Here is a 26926-nt window from a genome sequence, read left to right on the forward strand (position 1 = left end):
TATTTTAAAAATCAAACATAGAAAAACCGTCGTTTGGAGACAGCTCCGGTTTTTCAACGGTATCATACTTTATTTCTTCATCCTCGTTATTTCGCAGTTCAATGATATAGTCGAAGTCTTCCATTTTATACTCCGATTCCTGAACGAATACATCCGGGTGTTCCACTACTTTTGTAGCAGGAAGACGCATGATTTCTCTAACCAATTGCCAATGCTTTTCGTTTGCTCTTCTGGTGGATACAATCCCATCAATGATATAGAGCGTGTCTTCACTGTATTCTTCTTCTATTAGCTGACTGCGAATGGTCTGCTTCAGTAAGGTACTAGATACAAAAAGCCACCGCTTATTGGCACAGACACTGGATGCTACGATTGATTCGGTTTTCCCAACGCGCGGCATTCCCCTGATGCCAACAAGCTTATGGCCTTCTTTCATAAACAATTCAGCCATAAAATCCACCAAAAGACCCAGATCCTCACGAATGAATCTGAACGTCTTACGGTCATCCACATCACTATGTATGTATCTTCCGTGTCTGACAGCAAGTGTATCCCTAAGCTTCGGCCTTCTAAGTTTTGTTATTTTAATGGTATCCATTGTTTTTAAAATCGATTTCAGTCGATCGATTTGTTCTTCATTTTTACACAATAACAGCATACCCCGGTGCGAATTTTCCACACCATTTATGGTGATGATATTGATTGCCAGCATTCCAAGCAGCGATGAAATGTCACCCAATAGTCCCGGGCGATTATATTGAATTTCGTATTCCAAATACCACTCTTTTTTTTCCATAATACAACTCCTCTGGAAAAATATTATGTAGAAAGTCGTATTCCCTCATTTTAAGCTCTTCTCTTATAATAAATGATTTTAATATATTAGAAAAGGAGGGAATGTATATTTCGACTAGTTCCGCATTTAGTCCCATTTAAAACGCAATTTATGGATAATTCGACAATAATTAACAAAAGTCGCGCAAACTAATGGCGCGACTTTTGTCTTATGAATGATTTTATTGTTGGGTGCCTTCGCTTTGAACAAGCTTAACCATCATGTTTGCAATAGCATGTTGTTCTTCTTTGTCTGCGACATTCCAAAGGTCACGGAGCATTGCTTCCTGATCGTTCTTCGCGTCTACTTGTTTAGCTAAGTAACCACCTATTTCATAAGCAACCTCAGAAACGGCGTTTTGATTCATCCCTTGTCCTTCTGCTTGATGAAGACGGTCACCTAAAAAGGACTTCCAGGAATCGAAATTATCCAGTACAGACATGTTTTTTCCTCCTTTAATTAAAATACACCCTTAGTTTGAGAAAAATGGCAAATATTATACACAAAAGAAGGATTAGGAGAAAAAATATCATGTCAGCACCAGGCTCCGTCTATTTTAATGATTTCACCACGTATATAACTGGCTTTTTCAGACATTAGGAAAGATGCCAAAGCTGCAATTTCTTCCGGCAATCCAGGACGCCCGCTTGGGATGCTCTCAATAATTGCAGCTTTCTCTTCCTCATTAAAAATGTTATTCATTTTTGTTTCAATATAGCCTGGACCTATGCCATTCACAGAAACGTTACTCGTGGCTGCTTCCTTTGCCAAGGCTTTGACAAAGCTGTCCTGTGCACCTTTAACCGAGCTGTATAAAACCTCCATGCTGGCACCGACACTTCCCCAGACAGAAGAGATTACCAGTATGTGGCCGCCTTTGCGCTGAATCATTCCAGGAAGAAGATGCCTGGTCACCAGCCAAGGGGTTTTTACATGAAGATGATACAGCCTATCCATAACTTCTTCGTCCATATCTTGGAATAATCCATAAACACTTGCCCCGCCGGCAAACACAACGGCATCTATTTGGATAAAAAGTTCGCCAATAAAACCTGTGATGCCGGCAGAGGTGGTCAGGTCTGCCTGAATGGCGCCAAGCCACTGTTCATTGCTTATTTCTGTTTGCAGATCATTTACTGCTTTTCTATTATGGAAGTATTGTAAAAGAACCCTCTTTCCATCCTTTATCAATTGCCGGACGATCGCTTTTCCGATATCTCCACTGGCTCCTATTACAAGAACATTAGCTGTCACGTTACTTATCCTTGCTTAGATGGCTTGATTTGGAAAACGGCAATATGATCTTCCTGAATCCAGTTTTCCAGATATTCTTCCGCATCTTTTACAGTAAGGCTTTCAATTTCAGGAAGGACATCAAAAAGATCTACGCCTAGCAAATGATATTGGGTGAACTGGTTAGCAATAAACTCCATGGAATTCATCGCTCGAAGGAATTGCCCGATTTTTTTTCTTTTCATACGTTCGAAATCTTCTTCTGAAACCTTTTCTTCTCTCAATTGATGGAGCATTTCTTTAACTCTTTCAGCAAGTTTTTCAGGATTTCTGGAGTCCCCTCCAAGAATGGTGAAGCCGAACTCTTTGTCAAGGTCTGTTTCAAAATGGAAGCTGTCATCAATTAAATCGCTATTATAAAGCTCCTCGTAAAATTCACCGCTCTTGGAAAAGTAATGGCCAAGTATCATGCTGGATAGCAGCTCTGCGCGTAAAATCTCTTTTCCACTCAAGCCCGATACTTTTTCCTTGATTCCGACCATACATTTAGATGTTGTCACCGGCATTTCGATGGAATTGAATTTTTTCGCTACTTCTGCTGGTTCTTCCGGATAGGATCTTCCAATTTCTGGTGAAGGGGAGAAGCTTTTCTGTCCCTGATTTTTTCTGACAAGTTCCATCATTTCTGTCGGTTCAATATTGCCTGCTATGAACAATGTCATGTTAGATGGATGATAGAACGTTTCATAGCATGTATACAAATCTTCCTTGGTAATTTCCTGAATGGATTCTACCGTCCCGGCAATATCTACTCGAACCGGATGTTTATGATACAGACTTTGAATGGTACCAAAAAATGACCGCCAGTCCGCCTGGTCATCATACATGCGAATTTCCTGTGCGATAATACCTTTCTCTTTTTCTACTGACTGGTCAGAGAAGTATGGATCCTGAACAAAATCCAGCAAAGTGGTCACGTTTTTTTCAATTTGGTTTGTTGCAGAAAACAGATAAGCTGTTTTTGTAAAGGAAGTAAACGCATTTGCGGATGCACCTTGTTTAGTGAAGTCCTGAAATACATCCCTATCTTCCTTTTCAAACAGTTTATGTTCAAGAAAGTGAGCGATTCCCTCAGGTACTGTTACAGTTTCATTGCTGCCTATTGGAATGAATGTCTGGTCAATTGATCCGTAATTCGTTGCAAAAATGCCATAGGTTTTAGCCATTTCCGGTTTGGAAAGCAAAAACACCTTCAAACCATTATCAAGTGTTTCTGTATAAATTTTTTCTTTCATTTGTTCATATACTAATTCTTCCATTTATTGTTCTCCCCCTTCTTTCCTGCTGGTCAGGAAGTAAATGGTGTCAAGTTCCAGTTTGCTTGCCACATCGGCCACTTCTTTATGGGTTACTTTTCGGATGCGGTCAATCAATTCCTCTGCTTCAATCTGATGCTTAGAGAGCACCTGGTGGTAGAGAATTTCAATTAACCCTTGGGAATTATCCATGGTTTCTAATAGCTGGTTGACGACGAGTTCTTTCGTCTGTTCTACTTCCTCTTCAGTAAAATCGCCTTTTTTCATAGCATCCATCTGTTCCAGGATGATGGTCTTCGCCTGGTCATAATTGTTCGGGTCAATCCCGCTGAAAACCAGCAGCAGACCTTTATGGCTCTCAAAGCGGGAAGCCGCATAATAGGCAAGGCTGTGTTTTTCTCTGACATTCATGAATAGTTTTGAACTTGGGAATCCGCCAAACAATCCATTGAAAATCTGGAGTGCATAGTAGTCCTCATCCCCGAATGTGGTATGGGTACGGAAGCCTAAATGAAGTTTTCCCTGGTTCAAATCATCTTCCTCTATTATCTCTTTTGGCTCCTCTACATGCTTATGAGGGCTTTCTTGATCAACTGCTGTATTATCACCAGCTTCTCGAGTAAAGCAGCCATCAATCATTTCTTCTATCGCATCAGCTTCAAAATCTCCAATGACATAGACATCCAATAAGTCATTCGTGATGAAATGCTGGTAATATTCGTATAATTCTTTCGAATCCAGAGCTTTCAGGTCATCCAGATAACCATGGACATGCAGGGAATATGGCTCATCCTTACACATTTCATCGATCAAACGCATATTAGCATAGCTCATTTTTTCATCTTTAATGGAGGTGATTTTCTGTTCAAGTGTCTGTTTTTCCCTTGAGAAGATTTTTTCATCAAATGCGCCTTGCTCTACTTTTGGTTCAAAAATAACTTCATGAAAAAGCTCGAGTGCCTGCTTCAAAAGGGAAGTCTCCGTACGTAAATAAGCTTCGTTAGCAACTTCCATCCGAAAGCTGATCACATGATTTTCGCCTTTTTTAGTACTGTCACTGCTTAATACCGTTCCATATAAATTTTCAAGGGCAGATTGCAGCGATCGGGCGGAAGGATGATTTTTTGTGGCTTTTTGTAAAACCATCGGCAATAATGCCCGCTTAGTCATCCACTCCTTTTTTAAATCTGATTTGAATTTCGCTACTATATTAATTGTCTTGTATTTTTTGCTTGGAAGGATATGTAACCTGTACCCTTGCTTTTCAACCATTTGTTCCTTGTTGACTTTCATCTTCATACCTCCTAAGGGTTTTATCTGCATCACTTATTTTTTCTAACTTATCTATATTTATCCATCATGAATAGATGTTTCCATATCTTATCCTACGTGATAATAAAAGAAAAGTAAAAAAAATTCACCCGGGTTGTAAGTACCGGGTGAATAGCAGACGGGAGAAGAATCACCGGCTGCCCTTGACATATGGGGTACCGATAGCTTTTGGTGCTTCTGCCCGTCCGATGACCCCCGCCAATGCCAGGATAGTAAGCAGGTATGGTGCAATCATCAAAAATACCTGGGGAACATCCTGCAACAGCGGGATACCCGAGCTGACGATACTCAAGCTCTGGGCAAAACCGAAAAACAATGCAGCTCCCATTGCGCCAAGCGGATGCCACTTCCCAAAGATGACAGCTGCTAAGGAGATGAACCCCTGCCCGACTATCGTCGAATGGGAAAAGTTCAAGGCTATTGTCAAAGCGAAGACGGAACCTCCAAGTCCTCCCATCGCTCCAGAGATCATTACAGCTATATAACGTGTTCTTGCAACATTAATTCCGTTCGTATCAGCCGCCATTGGGTGCTCACCGACAGACCTTAAACGGAGACCGAACGGGGTTTTATATAATACAAACCAACCGACAAATGCCAGGAGAATGGCAAGATAGGATGTAAGATACATACCTGTGAAAAACAGCGGGCCGATAAACGGAATATCAGAAAGGATTGGAATATCCATCGTATAAAATGGCCTTTCCACCATATCTGTCTGCCCTTTATCGTACCATTGTTTTGTCAGAAACAATCCCAGTCCAAGGGCCAGAAAGTTAATCGCAACTCCACTGACGACCTGATCTGCACGAAAAGTTACCGACGCAATTGCATGGATAATGGAAAAGATTGACGACACAATCATCGCAACCAAAATGGATATCCATGGGGTCCAATCACCCAGCATGTCATGAAACGTCAGATTAAAAACGATTCCTACAAAAGCACCCATGACCATAAGCCCTTCAAGCCCGATATTAACAACTCCAGAGCGTTCACTGAATACTCCGCCTATGGCTGTGAAAATGAGAGGGGCTGAAAAAAATACTGCTGGTCCTATAACCGATTGCAATATATCAAAAAATCCCATGTTATTTCCCCTCCTTTTTCATTTTCAGAATAAACCAGCGGATCATGTAACTGGAGGCTACAAAAAATATAATCATAGCAATCACAATATCTACTAATTCAGATGGTACACCTGCACCAGTTGGCATATTCAGTGCTCCTACTTTCAAAGTACCGAACAGAATTGCTGCAAGTATGACCCCAATAGCAGCGTTTGCACCAAGCAAGGCAACTGCGATACCGTCAAATCCTATGTTTGTAAAACCGCCTTTAACAGATTGATATCCAAAAGTGCCGATACCTTCCATGGCGCCGGCAAGTCCCGCAAAAGCCCCAGAGATGACCATGGAAAGAATGATGTTCCTTCCCACATTCATCCCCGCATACCTGGAAGCATCCTGATTGAAGCCGACAGCACGTAATTCAAAGCCGCGGGTGGTTTTGTTCAGCATGAACCACATCACCGCTGCAGCAAACAATGCGATTAAAAGTCCATAGTGCAGTCTTGAATATTGTGTTAAGGAGGAAATCCATTCAGAGCTCAGGGAAGCAGTTTCCGGGATTCTTTCCGTCCGGTCTCTCCCATCAGTTATGACGTTACGTACAATGGCATTCGATGTGTATAAAGCTACATAATTCAGCATAATGGTGACAATTACCTCGTGAACACCAAGCTTCGCTTTCAAAAGCCCCGGAAGGAAGCCCCAGGCAGCACCAGCAACCCCTGCCGCAATTACTGCTAGAGGCAAATGGATGATCATCGGAGCATCGACTGCAAGACCGACCCACACCGAGGCAAGCCATCCCATGATCACCTGTCCCTCCACCCCGATATTAAAAAGTCCAGTCCGAAAAGCAAATGCTACCGCAAGCCCAGATAAAATGTACGGAGTAACCTGGCGCAAAGTTTCTCCGAAGAAGTAAGAATCTCCAAATGCACCTTCCCATAAAGCCAGATAACCATTAATAGGATTATAGCCGAAACCAAGCATGATAAATGCGCCGAATAAAAGGCCAAGAATTACAGAAATGACAGGGATAAGAATATTTACTAATCGATTGGTAAACATCACTTATCACCCGCCTTCTGCTGATTACTTCCAGCCATCAGAAGACCAAGTTCCTGTTCATTCGTCTCTTCCGGTTTCATATCAGCAACTATCTGGCCATCAAACATAACTGCTATCCGGTCACTTAAATTCATAATTTCATCCAGTTCAAATGATAACAATAAAACAGCACGTCCTTTATCCCGCTCTTCTATCAACTTTTTATGAATAAACTCTATGGCACCCACATCAAGACCGCGGGTCGGTTGAGCTGCAATGATCAGATCAGGTGACCTGTCAACTTCCCGGCCGATGATAGCTTTCTGCTGATTCCCCCCGGACAATGCACGGGCTTTTGTATAAACTGATGGCGTGCGGACATCATATTCTTCAATTAAAGCATTTGCTTTTTCATAAATATCCTTATATTTCAGCATGCCTTTATTTGCAAATGGTGCCTGATAATAGGTTTGGAGAACCATATTTTCCCCTACAGGAAAATCAAGCACAAGACCAAACCGATGCCGGTCCTGTGGAATATGCGAGACCCCAGATTCCGTCACCTTTCTAGGGTTCAGGTTTGTTATCGGTTTCCCATTCAATGAGATAGTGCCGCTATCAGCTTTCCTTAACCCTGTGATGGTTTCAATCAATTCAGACTGCCCATTTCCGTCAACCCCGGCAAGCCCTACTATTTCACCTGCACGAACATCCAGCTGTAAGTTGTTGACCATTTGTACGTTACGTGAATCTTTAACGGATAAATCACGGATGGATAATACCGTATCTTTAGGAACGGCAGCAGTCTTCTCTGTCGTAAAACTGACTTCCCGTCCAACCATTAAGGAAGCCAGTTCAGTTGGATTTGTTTCTGAGACTTCAACTGTTCCTATTCCTTTTCCCTTTCGTATGACAGTACATCTGTCACATACTTCAATGATTTCCTTTAACTTATGGGTGATTAGAATAATAGATTTACCCTCACGGATCAATGCGCGCATAATCTGAATCAGTTCTTTTATTTCCTGAGGGGTCAGAACCGCTGTCGGTTCATCAAAAATTAAAATTTCTGCTCCACGGTATAAGGTCTTCAAAATTTCTACGCGCTGCTGCATACCGACTGATATATCACGTATTTTCGCACGAGGGTCAACTTTTAACCCATATAACTCAGATAAGTGCGCAACTTCTTTTTCTGCTTTCTTGAGATCAACCGTAGCACCTTTTTTGGGTTCACTTCCCAAAATGATATTCTCTGTAACGGTGAATGTGTCAACCAGCATAAAGTGTTGGTGGACCATCCCGATTCCTAGTCTGTTCGCTACATTTGGATCAGTTACTTGGACTTCTTTGCCTTTTACCTTGATTTCTCCTTTTTCAGGCTGATACAATCCAAATAGCACATTCATGAGGGTGGATTTTCCTGCACCGTTTTCACCCAGCAGTGCATGAATCTCCCCTTTTTTCACCTGTAAAGTGATATCATCATTTGCAACAATACCCGGAAACTCTTTTCGGATGTTCAGCATTTCTATCACGTATTCCACGTTTTTCACTCCCTTTATAAACAGACAATAGCTGTCCCTGGCTGTTAAAGACGCCTGAGATGTTTTTAAAATGGTTTGCTCTTTAAAAACACCAAATGAAAAGAGGGGGGGCCCTTCATTTGGTGTTCTTCTCGATTATGAATGGAAGGACCGGATTTCCCGGCCCTTTGCCTTTTCAAACTGTTTACAATGATTCTTCGAATTGTTTGATTCCGTCTTTGGTACTAGGAACTTCAACTTCACCGTTGATGATTTTTTCTTTCCAGCTTTCGATTTCTGTGATGATTTCTTCTGTGAGTGCTTTTTCATTCGTACGGGCCACACTGATAGCTTCATCTTCCAATCCATACTCGATGACTTCACCGCCTGGGAATTCTCCATTCATGGCTTTGGTTGCCATATCCTGAACAGCGATATCTACGCGTTTAACCATGGAAGTAAGAGTTACGTTCATGTCGCCAATCTGACCTTCTTCGTATTGGTCACGGTCAACCCCGATCACCCACACGTTTTTGTCCGGATTGCTTTGCTTGATATCCTTAGCTTCTGCAAATACCCCGTTCCCAGTTCCTCCAGCAGCATGGTAGATGACATCCACGCCTTGGGAATACATTTGAGAAGCGATTGTTTTACCATCATCCGGTGCGTCGAATGCGCCGGCGTATTGTACTTTAACCTCGATATCCGGGTTTACAGATTTCACACCTGCACGGTACCCAGCTTCGAATTTATTAATGAGGTCACTGTCGACACCACCGATAAAGCCAACTGTGTTGGATTCCGTTTTCATAGCTGCTGCAACACCTACAAGGAATGAACCTTGATGCTCTTTGAACGTAATGCTTGATACGTTATCTGCTTCGACAACAGAGTCTACGATACTGAAGTTTGTTTCAGGGAATTGACCGGCAATTTCTTCAATTGCTGGGGCCAGTTTGTAACCGATTCCAAAAATCAGATCATAGTCACTCCGTACAAGACGATTTAGGTTCGTGCTGTAATCTGCGTCGCTGTTAGACTGGGCATAATCATAGTCCTCTTTTTCTTTTAGGCCATGTTCCTCACCAAATGCTTTTAATCCTTCCCATGCAGACTGGTTGAATGATTTATCATCAACACCGCCGACATCTGTTACCATGGCTACGGTAAAGTCACCTTTGCCCTCTCCTTCTCCGCCGCCTTCACCGCTTGTATTTCCTTCATTGCCGCCATCGGCATTATCTTTTCCACCGCCACAAGCACCAAGAATCATACCAACTGCCAGTAATAAGGCAAAAACTAATAGAAAACGATGTCTTTTCAAATTACTTACCCCCTTAAATTCTTAAACCATAAGCCAGTGACTATATGTTAAACCTTGAAGAGTCGAAATTCTGCCCATCACCTCCTAAAAGTTGTTCTGCAAGCAAGTCCAAATTACTTGGCTCCTACACCCTTTTTCTCAATACGTGAAAGCTGAACTTGTCTGCTCTGAAATAATTGGAGGAATATAGCACAGGTTCATCCTGTTCGGTATAATGCATTTGTTTCAGTAAGAGCATGGATTGTTCCGGTTCACACTCAAGTATTGGTGATATCTTTTCATGGTATCCGACAGGCTCAATGTAAGTCACTGCATAACTGACTCTTTTTTTACCGAACTCTTCCATCACTTTAAATATAGAATCCGTTTCCAACACGTCTCTGACGGGGATTAGCCGTTCCGGTATCTTATCGATACAATACACAACTGGCTGTCCATCTGCTGTCCGTACTCTTTCTATTTTTGCTAACGTATGTAATTCTATAGGATCAAACCTGTTTATATCATCCTCAGTTGGTTCGATGAATTCCGTTGATAAAAATTGCGTCCCTGGTGTCATGCCAGATTTGGAAATCATGGATGTCACACTTGTCAACTCCTCAATGCCGGAGGAAAATACAGGTTTCGGATTAACAAACGTACCTACTCCATGACGTCTTGTGACGATATTTTCTTCTTCTAATATCCGGAGTGCCTCACGCAATGTAGCCCGTGAGACTCCCAGTTTTTTCGATAACTGAAATTCAGAGGGAAGTTTTTCTTTTTCCTGATAGATACCGTTTTCTATGTCGCGTTTTACCTGATCGATCACCTGAAGGTACAAGTGTCGAGTATCTTGTCTAATTGACATGGGTGTCCCTCCATTTACCTAACGTAAGAGATCTGACATCTGACGTTAGACACATCTTGTTCGAAAATAATATACCACTATTCTAGACATAAATAAATAGGAGAATGATATTTTTTATGAATTAAGACATATTTTTTCTGGTTAGTATGTATCATTTCTTTTTGATTAAGTACAATAGCGAAAGCGCCTTAATCACCCCCGACAAGCTTAAGTCAAGCCTCGCGTGACGATTTTTTGTCACAGAGAGGATTGACTTAAGACCTCGAGGGGGTAGGCGCTGGAGCTGGATGAGACAAAAGCGAAAGCGCCTTGCTTACCCCCGACAAGCTTAAGCCAAACCTCGCGTGACGATTTTTTGTCACAGAGAGGATTAACTGGGGGAGGTGATGGAGTTGGACGTAGCCCGCAGTATAGGGCTATCCACAACCACCATTTTAATAATTTCTTAGACATTCAAAAAACCCATGAAGCACTAACAGATGCTTCATGGGTTTTTTGAATTATGAACTTTGTTCCTCAGTGGTCTGGGAGACTAAAACTGTTCTTGGTTTACTGCCTTCATATGGACCGACGATCCCGTTATCCTCCATGGCGTCAATCAGACGGGCGGCTCTTGTATAGCCGACGCGAAATCTGCGCTGCAGCATAGAAACACTTGCGCTTTGCATTTCGATCACTAATTGAACAGCCTCGGGATACAAATCATCGTCCACTTCCTGTTTCATTTCACTTTCTTCCTCTGGAATCATTTCTTCCTGATATTGGGCACGCTGTTGTTCTACACAATTATTAACAATTCTTTCCACTTCTTCATCCGAGAGGAAAGCACCCTGGACACGTGTCGGTTTGGAGGCTCCGACAGGCATAAACAGCATATCCCCTCGCCCAAGTAATTTCTCAGCACCGCCTGAATCCAGAATTGTCCGTGAATCTGTCTGAGATGAAACACTGAATGCAATCCTTGAAGGTATATTTGCTTTGATAATACCAGTAATAACATCCACGGAAGGGCGCTGAGTCGCAATAATTAAATGAATGCCTGCAGCTCTCGCCATCTGTGCTAAACGAGTAATTGCATCTTCTACATCATTCGATGCCACCATCATTAAGTCTGCGAGCTCATCTACTAAAACAACAATATACGGCAGCTGAGGCTGGTTTTCCCCTTGGTTCTGATTCTGTTTATGGATGTATTCATTATACCCTTCGATATTTCTAGTACCGGTATCTGAAAACAAATCGTACCGGCGTTCCATTTCCGAAACTACTTTCTTCAAGGCACGGGCTGCTTTTTTAGGGTCCGTTACAACCGGTGACAACAAGTGAGGTATTCCATTATAAACATTTAATTCTACTTTTTTCGGATCAATCATCATCATCTTTACTTCATGAGGTTTTGCCCTCATCAGAATGCTGGTGATAATTCCGTTGATACAGACACTTTTCCCGCTTCCGGTGGCACCTGCAACAAGGAGATGCGGCATTTTATTTAATTCACCAATGACAGCATCACCGGATATATCACGACCTAGTGCAAACCCAAGTTTGGAACCGTTTTTTGCATGGGTAGACTCAAGGACTTCCCGTAAAGACACCATTGCGACTTCCTGATTAGGCACTTCAATTCCTACCGCAGACTTTCCGGGAATTGGAGCTTCAATCCGGATATCTTTGGCAGCAAGGGCAAGTGCCAGGTCATCATGAAGATTAACTATTTTACTTACTTTCACCCCGACATCTGGGTATACTTCATATTTAGTGACGGCTGGTCCAACATGGACTTTTGTCACTTTCGCTTTTACGCCGAAGCTCTGAAATGTTTTTTCTAATTTTCTAACAGTTGCCTGGATTTGGGATCGCTCCTGGGATTGAGAGTTATGAGTCGGTTCTGCAAGAAGATCCATGCTTGGCAGCTGGTAGTCTATGTTCTCCACCTCAGTCATCGGCAATCTTTGAGCAAGGTCATCATCGTCCTTACTTTCCGCTTCTTTCGTTTCCTGTGCATCAGAAGCTTTCGGCTGCTGCTCGAGCATGTCTGTCGAGTATGCAATATCCGTAAAATCCTGGATGATCGGTTCCTGTACATCTGGAGGATTAGTTTCAGCTTCCTCCTCCTCGGTTTCCTCAACTTCTTTTTCTTTCTTCTTTTTACGTTTCCCTGAACGTGTTTCTTTCTGTTTTTCTTCCTTACCTGATTTCCTGTCAGCCCATTGTTTTTTTGCGAACCCTGACATTCTTCCAAACACTTTTTCAAGCCAGGATCCAATCGACCATTCAGTCAAAAATATGATACCTATAATAATGCCAAACACAGATACGATTTTTGCTCCTGCTGCAGAAAACAGAAAATACGTTAACGCAAATAGCACCGCACCGACCATTCCTCCCCCAAGCATGGAATAAGGAATTTCCCCATCCAAATAGGCAAAAAAATGGCCCCATGTTGTTTTTAATATTGAAGGTTTAACCACTCCTGCCAGGATACCTTCAAATGACTGGATGTGGGTGAAAAGTAAAGTTGAAAGGAAAATTATATAAAAGCCCACCATACGCTTATGTAAGAAAAACGGCCACCTTCTTTTGATCATCAAAAAGATACCAAGAACCAGCAGGAATACAGAAGCAACAAAATACCATACCCCAAAGAAAAATTGGAAAATATGCTCTAATCCCCCTGGTATGGCACCATCACTTATGGCACTTGCGCCGCTGCCAAAGACGGCAAGCAATAAGAACAGCAGTCCAAGTAATTCGACTTTCATTTGACTTTTCATCTTGGACTGCTTTTGTTTCTTTCGTTTTTTCGCCATGCTTTCACCTCAATACAAATAAGTTGGTTCTTTGGTGGATTTTACAGAATGATACCTTCAGAATGACTTGCGACGTTACCACATCAAATGGCAACGTCGTCGTCTTCGCTCACTTCTGTAATAACAAAAAAGCACCTTAAGAAAATAAAAACTGCATGCAGCAACGCCCGTTCAGCTGCGTACATGCATATCTTCTACCATTATATCACAGGCAAGCATTTGTTTGGTGTAAGTTTCAAGGCTTAAATTGAATTCCCGGCTGGTAATCAGGATGAAGATAGTCGGAAGGATCCGTCGATAACAGTTGCATGAGCTGATAATTACCATCAGGAAGCTTCATGGCTTTTACCTGACGAGAATTGTAATTGGTAATAACCATATTATCGTAGTCTTTTTGGTCTGCCGGAAAAATATCATTTTCACATAAAGGTGTATAGAGCACCATTACTGGATCACCTGCTGCTGTTCAGACTTTCTTTGTTCGATTTCCTCATTAAGTTTTGCCATCGCATCTTTTACTCCGCCTACTGCATCAATCAATCCATATTCTACAGCTTTATCGCCAACCACATTCGTACCTATATCCCTAGTTAAATTACCTTTGGCAAACATCAATTCTTTAAATTTTTCTTCTGTTACACTGGAATTACGTGTCACAAAGCTGACGACTCGCTCCTGCATTTTATCCATGTACTCAAAAGTTTGTGGAACTCCGATCACTAGTCCTGTCAGTCTGATCGGATGGATAGTCATGGTAGCTGTTTCTGTAATGAATGAATAATCCGTCGAAACTGCGATCGGCACCCCGATCGAATGTCCACCGCCAAGAACAATGGACACAGTCGGTTTAGAAAGCGAAGCTATCATTTCTGAAATCGCAAGTCCTGCTTCCACGTCCCCTCCTACAGTATTCAATAAAACAACCAGCCCTTCAATCTTAGGGTTTTGCTCAATTGCAATCAGTTGAGGAAGCAGATGTTCATACTTGGTAGTTTTATTTTGTGGAGGAAGTTGCACGTGTCCCTCTATTTGACCGACAATCGGCAGGACATGGATATTCGAATCTGGTGCCTGCGGGACATTTTGCTGGCCGAGCTGCTGAATTTTTTCTACTAACTCGGACTTTCCCTGCTGTTGATCCTTCTGTTTATCATTCGGTTGTTTCGTTTGATCATTATTTGGTGACATACTCATACCCCTTTCTTACGAATAGTATGAGCCAGTCCCAAACATACCATTCAGTTCTTAAGTATCTTTTCGTTTGTTTTCAATGATAGCTGCAAATAGATAGAGGATGATACAAAAAAATATGATGTCAGACAAAAGCTATATCCATTAAAAAACCTGAACAGTTATAATGTTCAGGTTTCTTAATTCAGCATCCGCTTCGTCAATTTCCTTCGCTTTCCGTGGGCACAGCCTCAGCTCCCTCAGAAAGCAGTTTTTCTCTCGGGATCTTCGGATGGTGCTATTCCCTCATGAGTCTGCGGATATTGACTACGCTTAAAATGCATATTTGAATGTTCGTCTTTTATGCTTTCACACAGGAGTTTTTCGTGTGTCACTGATGCAGCATAGCGGAAAGCCGCTTGCAGGCATCCACTGAAAGCGGCACCAGCGGTAATCTTACTCCCCCTGTATCTATACCTTTTAATTTTAAAGCTGCCTTTACTGGGGCAGGTGATGGGAAAAGGAACAATTCATTCATTAGCGGAACAAGTTGCCTATGAAGATTTGAAGCTGACTTTACTTCTCCCTGATCAAATTTATCAAGCATTTCCTGCATTTCCTTCCCAATGATGTGGGAAGCTACTGACACAATTCCATCCCCGCCTATCGCTCTGATTGGCAAGGTGAGACTGTCTTCCCCACTGTATACAGAGAAATCATCGGGAGAATCTTCAATTAACTTAGATATGGTATCCATATCCCCACTTGCATCTTTGATAGATACAATATTGTCAATCTCAGCTAATGCAAGAACAGTTTCTTTGGTGAGAGAAACCACTGATCTTCCTGGGATATTATAAAGCATGACGGGCAGGTTAGTTGCTGCGGCAATTGTTTTGAAGTGTTCAAAAAGCCCTCGTTGATCAGGCTTATTATAATATGGGGTGACCAGCATGACGGCATCGACACCTGAGGCTTCCGCTTCTTTTGTCAGCTCTACAGAAGAGTTTGTGTCATTACATCCAGTCCCTGCGATAACCGGGATACGTTTATTAACTACTTTGACGGTATGTTCCCACAGCTCTCTCTTCTCATTTCGGGTCAAAGTAGGCGATTCTCCTGTCGTCCCAGTGATCACAAGTCCATCCGTGCCGTTTGCGATCAAATACTCAATCAACTTTGTTGTTTTTTCTAAATCCAGGCTGCCTCGACTGTCAAACGGAGTGACCATTGCTGTCAATACTCTGCCGAAATCCATTTCTTTGGCCTTTCTCCTTTCCTATCCGCTGATTAAGCGATGTCGAGCTCAAAAATACCGTGTAATGCGTTGACAGCTTGCACCAGATCCTCCTGCGGAATCAAAACCCAAATGGTTGTATGCGAATCCGCTGACTGAAGTATTTGGACGCCAGACTCTGTCAACGTGTGAACTATTTTTGCAGTAACACCAGGTACACCTGTCATACCTGCTCCCACTGTTGAGACCTTGGCACAATTACGGGTGATTTCCGGCTCATATCCAAGCCCTTTTAATATTCCGACTGCCTGCTCAGTATACATGTCCTCAATAGTGTAAATGACGCCACTGGGAGATATATTGATGAAATCAACCGAGATTCCAGCCTCAGCCATTGATTTGAAAACTTCAGATTGTAATTGATAAGGTTCATCCCTGGCCATAACACGTATTTGGGTAATACCTGAAAGATGGGCGATACCAGTTACAAGACGGTCAGGAACGTCTTTACCTGTCTCTGTCCCTCTGGATGAAGTGACCAGCGTACCTAGATCCGGAGAAGCGTTAGACCTTACTCTGATGGGAACATCTGCCTGCATGGCAATTTCAACAGCTCTCGGATGTATAACCTTAGCGCCCTGATAAGCGAGGTTACAAATATCAGTGTACGTAACCTTCTCTAATGCTCGGGCGCTTTCCACTATTCGTGGATCCGCTGTCATGATCCCCTCTACATCCGTGAAAATATCGACATACTCGGCTTGGAGGGAAGCTCCTAACGCCGCAGCGGTCGTATCACTCCCGCCTCTTCCAATGGTAGTGATTTCGTGATCTTCCGACCTTCCCTGAAAGCCGGAAACCACGACAACATCATGGTTTGCAAGTTCATCCAGGATGCGTGTAGTATCCATTCGGATGATTTTTGCTTTTGTAAAATCACCATTGGTAATGAAACCAGCCTGCCCTCCAGTGAGAGCAATGGCATGAATACCGGAACGTTTTAATTCATTGGAAAAAACAACCGAAGAAATCGTTTCCCCGCAGGACATGAGTAAATCCCGTTCACGGGGTGATATGCTGGATGCAGGGAAATCCACAAGGCTTAGCAGTGTGTCTGTTGCGTATGGTTCTCCACTACGCCCCATGGCTGATACTGTCACGACTACTTTGTATCCCTGTTCCAATGCAGTTCGTACATGGCTGATTGCGTTCTTTCTACCTTCTTTATTCCGAACCGAAGTCCCCCCAAATTTTTGCACAAGTATTTTCATGGTGTTACACCTCATCAAATTGGAAGTTTACAACCAATCGTTCGCGATAAGACGTTCGGCGATCTGTACTGAATTCCAAGCTGCTCCTTTTAATAGATTGTCAGATACTATCCATAAATGAAAACCGTTTTTCTGATCAAGATCTTTTCTCACTCTGCCTACAAAAACTTCTCTTTTCTCTGCGGCGCTCAGTGGAGTTGGATAAGATTGTGTGGCTGGATCATCTTCCAGAACCACCCCTTCTGCGTTCTTCAGGGCTTCCTGAATATCATTTACACTGGCTCCATCCTTTTCGACTTCGATATAAACACTCTCCGCATGAGAAGTGAATATTGGCAGACGGACACAGGTTGCCGCCACTGGAAGGTCATTTGCATGCATGATTTTTTTCGTCTCATTGATCATTTTCATTTCTTCATAGGTGTAGCCATTCTCTTCAAAGGTGTCAATTTGTGGTAGCGCGTTAAAGGCTATCGGAAAATGTTTCTTATCTCCTTTGACTGGTAATATCTCTGATTTCATTTCATTACCATTCAAAAAGTCCTGAGACTGTTCCCGAAGCTCTTCAACTGCTTCCGTACCTGATCCGGAAACAGCCTGGTAAGTGGAAACAATAACGCGTGAAATCCCAAAATGTTTCTTAATCGGCTCAAGAGCAGCTACCATTTGGATAGTGGAGCAGTTCGGATTAGCAATGATACCCTGGTGGTTTTCTAAATCTGACTCATTTACTTCCGGTACCACAAGTGGTACTTGATCATCCATCCGGTATGCGCTCGTGTTATCAATGACTACTGCTCCCCGTTTTACTGCTTCAGGAGCAAGCTTCTTTGAAACAGAACCACCAGCTGAGAACAAAGCAATGTCGACTCCTTCAAAACTTTCTGGAGTCGCTTCTTCTACTGTAAGTTCTTCTCCTTTAAAAGTAACCTTTTTACCAGCTGAACGACTGGAGGATAACAATTTTAACGTGTCAATAGGAAAGTCCCTATCTTCAAGAGTTTCGATCATTTTTTGGCCAACAGCACCTGTTGCCCCTACAACTGCTACATGGAATGTTTTAGTTTGACTCATATCTAGATCCCCTTTCCTTATGATTGATTGAATATTTTAAATATAGAGTCACTAACATTGTATTTTATCATATTCATAAGGGAGTTGTTAGGGATAACCTATTCCTGTTCGAAATAGCGCTGGATGATTACGGGCTGTAATTGTCTGCCTTCCATGGCTGCAGACACCGTTTCGGGTAATAGATTCATTTCGGCGACCATCGAGTTTGGTTTCTTGAACGGATGATCCTGGCCATATGGGATGAAATAGATATTTTTCGTCGCCATCAATCGCATTAAATTAACTCCATTCAAACCAAGTGCATCATTCGTGGAGATTCCCAATACAACAGGACCACCGTTACGAAGTGTTGCTTTAGCTGCCATTAATACAGGAGAATCTGTCAAGGCATTAGCCATCTTACTCATGGAATTACCTGTTAACGGAGCAATGACCATGCAATCTAATGGCCGCTTTGGTCCGAGTGGTTCTGCTTCTGGAATAGTTGTGATGGGTTTCTCTCCTGTCAGCTGCTTCAATTTTTCTAAATGGTCGGAAGCATCACCAAATCTGGTATCCACTTTCTGGACTGTATAAGACAGGATTGGTATTACTTTCGCTTTTTCATCAATCAGTTTTTGGATTTCTGGAAAAACAGCATCATAGGTGCAATGAGAGCCAGTCAGGCCAAAGCCAATCGTTTTACCGGCTAAGTTCATGTTTGTTGTTCACCCTTTCTATGTTCCATTAGAATTTGGGAGATGACATTGGCAAGAATTTTCCCTGCCGATTTTGGTGCTACAATCCCTGGGAGACCTGGGGCCAGAATGGCTTTAATACCCCTTTTCTCTGCATACCTGAAATCTGTACCACCTGGCTTTGATGCAAGATCCAGAATAAACGTATGACCAGGCATCTTCTGGATAATAGAGGCAGTGACAATCGGAACTGGAATCGTGTTGATCAGAATATCGCATTCACCAGCCGCTTCTTTCAGGTCTTTCAAATAAAAAGGTGATAACCCCATCTCAAGAGCTCTTGCAAAATGAGAAGACTTCCTTACTCCGACATGCACTTTAGCCCCAAGACCATGAAAGGCTCTGGCTACACTCATTCCCACACGTCCAAGCCCCAGCACATGGACACGAGCGGAGTGAATAGTAAAATCAGTATTCTGGATTACCATCATAATTGTGCCTTCGACAGTTGGTACGGAATTATAAATAGCGACATCATCGCGGGAAAATAAAGGTATTAACGTGCGGTTCACCTTTTGGAATAATGAATTCAAGTAATCATTCGTTATCCCAGTGAAAAAAACACAACCCTCTGGAGTGCGTGCCACCCAATCTTCATCCAGTATCATTTGCTGGTTAGAAAATATGCTGTCGATTTTCCCGCTTTCATCTGTCCCTGGTACAGGCAGGATAACAGCATCGAATTTTTCAACCAGATCTTCATCCATATCAAAATGGTTTGCCCCGGTAAATCCATAGTCCAATTGATCGAAGCCTGCTAAATGGAGCGTGGCATCCCATTCATTCAATTTTCGGACCATTTCGATTTGCCGTGCATCTCCTCCTAAAATTGCCACGTTCAACCCGGTCAGCATACCGGACACCCCCTTCTTCACTTGCACTTTCCTTACTCCCTCTATCCTATGAAAGCTGATTTGGTTCGTTCCTGTATTACAACTCCCAAGCTGGTTAAAAGCAAAAAAAAAGTGCCCAATGGCACCTTTTTTCAGCAAGCTTTTTTTCTTACCGCCAGGAGCGAAGGACCCTTCCCTTTCCGATGACGAGCGCCCAAGCTTCCTCGTTCTTCTGCAGGAGTGGAAGTGTAATCGCTCCTTGGAATTTCTTATAAAACAGAGGTTGTCCTTAAGCTAGCTCACCCTAGCCAGATGGAGGACAACCTTTTTCATGTTCTGGCAGGCAGCCGTCATCAGCGACTGTACAATTACCGCCTCTAAAGATTTTCTGTGTCTAGAATAACAAACAAAGACACAGGAATTTGGAAAAAACACCAAAAAAATAAGGTTGTCGAGATTTTCTCGACAACCTTAAATAATAGGTATAGTATAGGACATCTCTAAGAGTCCAACACAGCTACAATCAAGTTTTTATAAGGATCCGATAAATACGCAGTTCTAAATCCAACTTTTTCCAATACATCTATCGCTTTATGGAAATTAGTTTTTTTTCGGCTGGATAAGAATCATATCCTCGCCAACCCTGATGATTTCCTGCCAGGTTATCCGATGGCCTTCTGCCCCTGATTTTACACCGAACCATTTATATTCAGGGATTACAAACGATTTTATCTGCCCGGTTGTCACATCAATTTCCATGTCGGTCTGGCCGAGGACACCCAGCTTGGTACCACTTGAAACATCCACAATTTCCTTGCCGCTCAGGCTTTTGAATCTCACGGTGCAGCCTCCTTTTTTAATTACCATGATTCACTGACTAACGCCTCAATTGTACCGATTCGGTAACCTTTTGCTTTAATACCCTTTATCATGTTTTCAAGCGCCTGATCAGTTACACTGGTCGGATGCATCAGTATAGTAGCACCCGGGTGTACCTTTGAAACCACACGATTGACCATCACCTGCTTTGTTGGTTTCTTCCAGTCAATGGTATCCACTGTCCATAATACAGTTTCCATGCCTAATTCATCCGCCGTTGTAATAACTGCTTGATTATAGCTGCCCGAAGGAGGGGCAAACCATTTTGGTTTTTCATTGATCAATGCTGAAAGAATGCGATTTGTACGTTCAATTTGCTCTCGTATGGCTTCTTCCCCCATCCTGCTCATATCAGGATGGTTATAGGCATGATTCCCAATAAGATGCCCTTCCTCGTTTATCATTTTGACTAAGTCAGGAAAATTCTCCCCGAATTGGCCATCCACAAAGAAGTTCGCTTTTACTTTCAATTCTTTCAAAGTTTTAAGCATAGACGGAATATACTCGTTGCCCCAGGAAACATTGATCAGCAGGGTCACCATGTTTTTCTCCGGATGCCCCCTATATATAGGAGCAGGGGGCAGATCATCCAAAGAAACAGACGGACTCAATTTGTCGTAAACAAGTAAATCCGGGTTAAACTTGCCGAGTTTTTTCATGTTTTTAAAGGATTTATCTACATTAACCTGTTTACCGTTTCTCCCGGGAGTTTTTTTCCATACTTTATCAATATAAGCAACCTCAGGAGGTTTATTATATTTTTCACTTTTTGATTTTATCTCATTATATAAGGAATTCGTTTCTGTATTCACTGTAGGTATATCAGGTGTTTGTAAATCCCTCAATAAATATAAAGTCACCAAAACAGCTGCTATAATGATAAATGATTTCTTATATCTGGACATACCTATTTCCCCCTTACCCCATTCTATGGGAAGAACGGACAAGGTAGAACAGGGAAAAAGACAAGAACAAAAGCTACAGTGCCTTGTTCACCCCCGACCAGCTTAAGACGAGCCTCGCCGTGACGATCTTTGTCACAGAGAGGATTGACTTAAGACCTCGAGGGGGTAGGCGCTGGAGCTGGATGAATCAAAAGCTACAGCGCCTTGTTCACCCCCGACCAGCTTAAGACGACAAATATTCTTAGACAATAAAAAAAGAAACTGGCTGGCCAGCTTCTTCCTTATTACCTAACGTTTTCATTTTTCTTAGCTTCGTTTTCTTTTTTCTCTTCCAGAAGAACTGCTTTACGGGAAAGATTGACACGACCCTGATTATCGATTTCTTTGACTTTCACCTTCAAAGTATCACCGATTTTCGCTACATCTTCCACTTTTCCGATCCGTTCTTCAGCCATTTCGGAAATGTGAACCAGACCATCTTTACCTTTGAATAATTCAACAAAAGCACCGAATTTCTCAATCCGCTTCACTTTACCTTCGTAAACTTCTCCAACTTCCACTTCACGGACGATATCTTCAATGATCTGCTTCGCTTTGGCATTCATTTCCGCATCGGTAGAAGAAATGAATACTTTGCCATCCTGTTCAATATCAATTTTCACGCCGGTATCTTCAATGATTTGATTGATCTGTTTTCCGCTTGGCCCGATGACATCACGGATTTTATCCGGCTTGATTTGCATAGTCAGAATTTTTGGTGCATACGGTGACAATTCACCACGTGTTTCCGGAATTGTCGCAAGCATGCTGTCAAGTATATGCATGCGGCCTTTTTTAGCCTGGGTCAATGCTTCTTCCAGAATTTCACGGGAAAGTCCTTCAATTTTAATATCCATCTGAAGAGCAGTTACACCTTTTGAGGTACCTGCAACTTTGAAGTCCATATCTCCCAGGAAGTCTTCCATCCCTTGAATATCACTTAAAATGGTATAATCTTCGCCTGATTTCACAAGTCCCATTGCAATTCCTGCAACTGGCGCTTTAATTGGAACACCGGCATCCATCATAGCAAGCGTACTTGCACAAATACTTGCCTGGGATGTGGAACCATTGGATTCCAGCACTTCGGATACTAGCCTGATTGTATAAGGAAAATCAGTTTCTGATGGAATAACTACTTCCAGTGCTCGTTCCCCTAAAGCACCATGACCGATCTCACGACGTCCAGGTCCGCGAATTGGACCAGTTTCCCCGACGGAAAAATGCGGGAAGTTATAGTGATGCATAAAACGCTTGGATTCCTCGAGATCAAGTCCATCAAGAATCTGTACATCACCTAAAGCCCCAAGTGTACATACGCTCAGCGCCTGAGTCTGTCCTCTTGTGAAAAGGCCGGATCCGTGTGTTCTTGGCAATACCCCTACCCGGGAAGATAATGGGCGGATTTCTTCTGGTGAACGGCCATCCGGTCGAATTTTTTCTTTGGTTATAAGTCTGCGTACTTCGGCTTTAACCATATCATCCAAAATAGCTTTGACTTCTTTAATCGTGTCTTCGTCTGCTTCATTTTCCTCATATTTTTCTACGTATTGTTTCTTAGCAGTATCAATGGCTTCCTCGCGGGCTTTTTTCTCGTGCGTCTGGATCGCTGAGATCATTGTTTCCTTAGCTTCTGCCACTACTCGCTCTTTCAATTCGGCATTAAGGTCAAATAGAGTAACCTCCATTTTTTCTTTTCCTACTGCCTCTATAATTTCTTCCTGGAAGGAAACAAGCTTCTTGATTTCTTCATGACCAAACATGATAGCTTCTAACATGTCTTCCTCTGGTACTTCAAGAGCTCCTGCTTCGACCATATTAACCGCATCTTTGGTGCCGGCAACTGTCAAATTTATGTCGCTTTTGTTCTGTTGTTCTGTAGTCGGGTTAATGATGAATTCTCCATCGATACGTCCAACTATCACTCCTGCGATAGGCCCTGCAAAAGGAATGTCTGAAATACCAAGCGCCAGGGATGATCCCAGCATCGCTGCCATTTCCGAAGAACAATCCTGATCGACACTCATTACAGTACTGATGACCTGCACATCGTTTCGGAACCCGTCCGGGAACATTGGGCGGATTGGTCGGTCAATCAAACGGGAGGCAAGAACAGCTTTTTCACTTGGCCGTCCTTCTCGTTTGATAAAACCTCCAGGGATTTTACCTACGGCATATAAGCGCTCTTCATAGTTGACAGTCAGTGGAAAGAAAGGAAGATCTTTCGGCTCCTTGGAACCTGTCGCAGTGGATAATACAGATGTATCCCCATAGCGTACCATACAGGCACCATTGGCTTGTTTAGCCAGTTCTCCAAGTTCAATGGAGAATGTGCGGCCACCGACTTCGATTGAAAAAATTTGTTTTTCATCTGCCATATAATTTCTTACTCCTCTCACTATCACTTTTTTCCAAAGTGATGGAACTTTCTCCAGTCAGGCTGGAATAATGCAGTCACTTATCCTTGCATACTCGATGCATTCATTGTGATCTGCTCGTTGTTTGCACCGCCTCTTGGCAGGGTCATTTCCTCCAGAAATGATAGTCCTGTCCATTATTGTGGTACAAAATGAAAAAAGAATGTAACAGAAAGGCTACACCCTTTTGGTACACGTGAGTTTTTTCAGTTTAGCAAAGTAGTGTTCCATATTTAAGATACCATTACATACAGAAAAAGCGGGAATACTCCCGCTTTTTGTCTTTACCATTAACGACGCAAGCCAAGACTTTTGATTAACTCGCGGTAACGTGTAATGTCATTTTTACGTAGGTAGTTAAGAAGATTACGGCGCTTACCTACCATTTTCAACAAACCACGGCGTGAATGGTGATCTTTCTTGTGTGTACGCAAGTGATCGTTCAAGCTTGTGATCTGTTCCGTGAGTACAGCAATTTGGACTTCTGGAGACCCAGTGTCATTTTCATGTGTCTTGTACTCATTGATGATTTCATTTTTACGTTCTTGTGTGATTGCCATAAGGCTACACCTCCTATAGTTCTATAAATATTCCCTTTCCCCTAGCAGACGCCGGAGTTACGTTCTGCCAAGCGAAGGTTCCGTATTTAAGGGTACAACTTTTATGCCTAAAATGCAAGGGTTTGTTCCCGTCAAATGGAAAAAAAACGTCTTATTTCCCGTTCATCCTGCTTCAACCGGCTTACGAGCTCGTCAATTCCATTGAACTTCACTTCCTGACGGATAAATGTGTACCAGTTCACTTCAATCGGTTCCCCGTATATATCGCCCTCAAAATCAAAAATATTAACTTCAATATTCGGACGTATGGCATCTTCCTGAAAAGTAGGCTTATAACCGAGGTTCGCCATACCATAGAATTCTCCTCCCTTTACACGGACTGTCACCGCGTACACCCCGATTCTAGGTAGCAGGTAATCGCTGCTCACCTCAATATTTGCAGTGGGGAATCCAATGGTATGACCCCGCTGGTCACCTTTAACTACGATGCCTGACATAGAATGGGGGCGGCCCAAAAGCCGGGTAACTTCCTGCATATTCCCCTCTTCCATATCTTTGCGGATTCGTGTCGAGCTTATTTTTTCACCTTCTGTTTCTACTTTTTCAATAATCGTCTGCTCAAATTCTCCACGAGAGTGAAAAGGCAATGTTTCCATGTTTCCTCTTCCTAGTCTTCCATAACTGAAATCAAAACCAGCAATGACATGGCGCACATTCAAGCCGATAAAAAAATGGTCGACAAACTCTTGAGGTAGCAACTCTGCAAGCTGTTCATTAAATGTCACAATGAATAGCTGATCAACTCCCAGGGATTCGAATATTTTTATTTTCTCAGGAAGAGGGGTGATATATTGGACATGCTGCACATCTTTTTTTAATACAACTGATGGATGAGGATAAAATGTCATCACTGCGGATTGCTGCTGTTTCTGTTCGGCTAAAGCAACCGCTGTTTCAATCAGTTTCTGATGGCCTTTATGCACTCCATCAAAAAAGCCGGCAGCGACCACCGTTGAGGGGAAATCCTCTTTACTATAGGAATGTGGGTATTCCAGTTCCGTTACTTGCATGTTCATCACCTACTTTTATAAGGCAGTACCGGTAAGCTTTTAAAAAACACGTACCGGCTTTATTTTTCCTGGCTTCTCCGGGTGGTATTGATAAATGGCGAGCACTTCTCCCTGGTGTGTGACACAAAATGGATTCCTTAAAGTATCAGTTGGTTCATTTAATACCTGTCCATGCTCGATTCGCCAGGCCGTTTCCTTATCAACATCCCAGCTATCCAGATGAGTTAAGCCTTTTTGAATTGGCAGAAGCAATTCTTCCGCTCGTCCCTGTTCTCCGAAGTTCTTGATCTGATCTAATGTATAACAGTCTTTGTCTGCAATCTCTCCTGTCTGCTTTCTGACCAGAAACGACATGTGGGCAGGGTAACCAAAAGCCTTCCCGATGTCCGTGCATAATGTACGGATATATGTCCCTTTTGAACAGATAACATGAATGGAAAACCGGAACGTCGATTCGGTCCATTGTTCAGAACCCTCTATGAAGTCTATATGATGAATATATACTTCCCTGGCCGGACGTTCAACCGAAATACCTTCCCGCGCGTATTCATATAATTTTTTTCCGTTGACTTTCACTGCTGAATACATAGGAGGGATCTGGGTGATGGCCCCTTTGAAATTTTCAAGCATCTGTTTGATGTCATTACCTTCAAGTGTAACAGGTTCTTTTCGTTCAATAACAGCCCCTGAAGCATCCTCTGTCTCTGTCGCAACTCCAATCGCAACTTGAGCTTCATAAACTTTGTTAGTGTCCGTCAAAAAAGGAACAATCTTAGTAGCCCTTCCTATACAAAGTGGCAGTACACCTTCCACGTCAGGATCCAGAGTACCTGTGTGGCCAACTTTTTTGGTATGTAACAACCTTCTCACTTTCATTACACAATCATGGGATGTCCATCCTTTTGGTTTCCAAAGTGGTAAAATGCCGTCCATACTTTCCCCCCCTTAATGCAAGGCAAACACTAGATTTACAAACTCAAAATAAAGAGACCCTCCACACTGAGGAGGGTCCGGAAAACCTCTTTAAATTCAATTGCTGTCGTCTTCGTTCAATCCACGTAAAATTGTTTCTATCCGGTTTCCTCGCTCAATTGCTTCATCAAACTCGAAAGCAATTTCAGGTGTTTTGCGCAGACGAATTCTTTTTCCGATTTCAGAACGGATAAAACCTTTAGCTTTTGCAAGACCAAGTAAAGAGTCCTGCTGTTTTTTGTCATCTCCGAGAACGGAAATATAAACTTTGGCTTGTTGAAGGTCGCCTGTCACATCCACGTCTGTTACAGTTACAAAACCGACTCGTGGATCTTTGATTTTCTTACTTATAATATCGCCCAACTCTTTTTTCATTTGTTCAGCGACACGGTTGGCACGTAGTTCGCTCATTTTCTTTC

25 protein-coding genes are annotated in these 26926 nt (G+C 42.6%); all 25 read right to left on the bottom strand.

Annotated features, from left to right (window positions below):
- Window positions 1-4: 4 nt before the first annotated feature.
- On the bottom strand, window positions 5-796 hold the full coding sequence (locus JOC33_RS07835) for a DUF3388 domain-containing protein (protein ID WP_205091937.1): 792 nt from the start codon (window positions 794-796) through the stop codon (window positions 5-7).
- 220 nt (window positions 797-1016) lie between these two features.
- Entirely contained in the window at window positions 1017-1277 is a 261-nt protein-coding gene (locus tag JOC33_RS07840; RefSeq protein ID WP_205091938.1) for a DUF3243 domain-containing protein, read from the bottom strand.
- Window positions 1278-1369: 92 nt separating this feature from the next.
- Window positions 1370-2089, bottom strand: coding sequence for an elongation factor P 5-aminopentanone reductase (gene ymfI / locus JOC33_RS07845; protein ID WP_205091939.1), 720 nt, complete (start codon window positions 2087-2089; stop codon window positions 1370-1372).
- Window positions 2090-2094: 5 nt separating this feature from the next.
- Window positions 2095-3387, bottom strand: coding sequence for an EF-P 5-aminopentanol modification-associated protein YfmH (gene yfmH / locus JOC33_RS07850; protein ID WP_205091940.1), 1293 nt, complete (start codon window positions 3385-3387; stop codon window positions 2095-2097).
- The gene (gene yfmF, locus JOC33_RS07855) at window positions 3388-4677 is read right to left on the bottom strand and encodes an EF-P 5-aminopentanol modification-associated protein YfmF (RefSeq protein WP_205091941.1); all 1290 of its coding nucleotides are present in this window, start codon (window positions 4675-4677) and stop codon (window positions 3388-3390) included. It abuts the gene before it with no gap.
- Between the two features lie 169 nt (window positions 4678-4846).
- Window positions 4847-5806, bottom strand: a complete 960-nt coding sequence (locus JOC33_RS07860; RefSeq protein ID WP_205091942.1) for an ABC transporter permease — start codon at window positions 5804-5806, stop codon at window positions 4847-4849.
- A 1-nt stretch (window position 5807) separates the two neighbouring features.
- Window positions 5808-6854, bottom strand: a complete 1047-nt coding sequence (locus JOC33_RS07865) for an ABC transporter permease (RefSeq protein ID WP_205091943.1) — start codon at window positions 6852-6854, stop codon at window positions 5808-5810.
- Window positions 6854-8380, bottom strand: coding sequence for an ATP-binding cassette domain-containing protein (locus JOC33_RS07870; RefSeq protein WP_205091944.1), 1527 nt, complete (start codon window positions 8378-8380; stop codon window positions 6854-6856). The genes JOC33_RS07865 and JOC33_RS07870 overlap by 1 nt, the downstream gene beginning before the upstream one ends.
- A gap of 184 nt (window positions 8381-8564) precedes the next feature.
- Window positions 8565-9683 carry a BMP family lipoprotein gene (locus JOC33_RS07875; protein ID WP_275576976.1) on the bottom strand — a complete coding sequence of 373 codons (1119 nt, stop codon included), beginning with the start codon at window positions 9681-9683 and terminating at the stop codon, window positions 8565-8567.
- Between the two features lie 124 nt (window positions 9684-9807).
- Window positions 9808-10533, bottom strand: coding sequence for a GntR family transcriptional regulator (locus tag JOC33_RS07880; protein WP_205091945.1), 726 nt, complete (start codon window positions 10531-10533; stop codon window positions 9808-9810).
- A 500-nt stretch (window positions 10534-11033) separates the two neighbouring features.
- Window positions 11034-13343, bottom strand: coding sequence for a DNA translocase FtsK (locus JOC33_RS07885; RefSeq protein ID WP_205091946.1), 2310 nt, complete (start codon window positions 13341-13343; stop codon window positions 11034-11036).
- Window positions 13344-13578: 235 nt separating this feature from the next.
- Window positions 13579-13788: a YlzJ-like family protein gene (locus tag JOC33_RS07890; protein ID WP_205091947.1), complete on the bottom strand. Its 210-nt coding sequence runs from the start codon at window positions 13786-13788 to the stop codon at window positions 13579-13581.
- Window positions 13788-14537 carry a ClpP family protease gene (locus JOC33_RS07895; protein ID WP_420825704.1) on the bottom strand — a complete coding sequence of 250 codons (750 nt, stop codon included), beginning with the start codon at window positions 14535-14537 and terminating at the stop codon, window positions 13788-13790. Before JOC33_RS07895 ends, JOC33_RS07890 begins: the two co-directional genes overlap by 1 nt.
- 367 nt (window positions 14538-14904) lie before the next feature.
- Entirely contained in the window at window positions 14905-15771 is an 867-nt protein-coding gene (gene dapA / locus JOC33_RS07900; protein ID WP_205091949.1) for a 4-hydroxy-tetrahydrodipicolinate synthase, read from the bottom strand.
- 32 nt (window positions 15772-15803) lie between these two features.
- Window positions 15804-17021 (bottom strand): aspartate kinase, encoded by a 1218-nt coding sequence (gene dapG, locus JOC33_RS07905; RefSeq protein ID WP_205091950.1) that lies wholly within the window; start codon window positions 17019-17021, stop codon window positions 15804-15806.
- Window positions 17022-17048: 27 nt separating this feature from the next.
- Entirely contained in the window at window positions 17049-18095 is a 1047-nt protein-coding gene (gene asd / locus JOC33_RS07910) for an aspartate-semialdehyde dehydrogenase (protein ID WP_205091951.1), read from the bottom strand.
- Between the two features lie 98 nt (window positions 18096-18193).
- On the bottom strand, window positions 18194-18793 hold the full coding sequence (locus JOC33_RS07915) for a dipicolinate synthase subunit B (RefSeq protein ID WP_205091952.1): 600 nt from the start codon (window positions 18791-18793) through the stop codon (window positions 18194-18196).
- Complete coding sequence (gene dpaA / locus JOC33_RS07920; RefSeq protein ID WP_205092467.1) at window positions 18790-19686, bottom strand: dipicolinic acid synthetase subunit A; 897 nt, start codon at window positions 19684-19686, stop codon at window positions 18790-18792. Before dpaA ends, JOC33_RS07915 begins: the two co-directional genes overlap by 4 nt.
- Window positions 19687-20265: 579 nt before the next feature.
- The gene (locus JOC33_RS07925; RefSeq protein ID WP_205091953.1) at window positions 20266-20505 is read right to left on the bottom strand and encodes a YlmC/YmxH family sporulation protein; all 240 of its coding nucleotides are present in this window, start codon (window positions 20503-20505) and stop codon (window positions 20266-20268) included.
- A gap of 20 nt (window positions 20506-20525) precedes the next feature.
- Window positions 20526-21449: a polysaccharide deacetylase family protein gene (locus JOC33_RS07930; protein WP_205091954.1), complete on the bottom strand. Its 924-nt coding sequence runs from the start codon at window positions 21447-21449 to the stop codon at window positions 20526-20528.
- Window positions 21450-21733: 284 nt separating this feature from the next.
- Window positions 21734-23866 (bottom strand): polyribonucleotide nucleotidyltransferase, encoded by a 2133-nt coding sequence (pnp, locus tag JOC33_RS07935; RefSeq protein WP_205091955.1) that lies wholly within the window; start codon window positions 23864-23866, stop codon window positions 21734-21736.
- Window positions 23867-24195: 329 nt separating this feature from the next.
- Window positions 24196-24465, bottom strand: coding sequence for a 30S ribosomal protein S15 (gene rpsO / locus JOC33_RS07940; protein ID WP_205091956.1), 270 nt, complete (start codon window positions 24463-24465; stop codon window positions 24196-24198).
- A gap of 131 nt (window positions 24466-24596) precedes the next feature.
- Window positions 24597-25535 (bottom strand): riboflavin biosynthesis protein RibF, encoded by a 939-nt coding sequence (ribF, locus tag JOC33_RS07945; RefSeq protein WP_205091957.1) that lies wholly within the window; start codon window positions 25533-25535, stop codon window positions 24597-24599.
- Between the two features lie 39 nt (window positions 25536-25574).
- A complete protein-coding gene (gene truB / locus JOC33_RS07950; RefSeq protein WP_205091958.1) occupies window positions 25575-26468 on the bottom strand; it encodes a tRNA pseudouridine(55) synthase TruB in 894 nt (297 codons plus the stop codon).
- Between the two features lie 96 nt (window positions 26469-26564).
- On the bottom strand, window positions 26565-26918 hold the full coding sequence (rbfA, locus tag JOC33_RS07955) for a 30S ribosome-binding factor RbfA (RefSeq protein ID WP_205091959.1): 354 nt from the start codon (window positions 26916-26918) through the stop codon (window positions 26565-26567).
- Between the last annotated feature and the right edge of the window lie 8 nt (window positions 26919-26926).

It is taken from the genome of Thalassobacillus pellis (assembly GCF_016908295.1).
Taxonomy (GTDB): Bacteria; Bacillota; Bacilli; order Bacillales; family Halobacillaceae; genus Thalassobacillus; species Thalassobacillus pellis.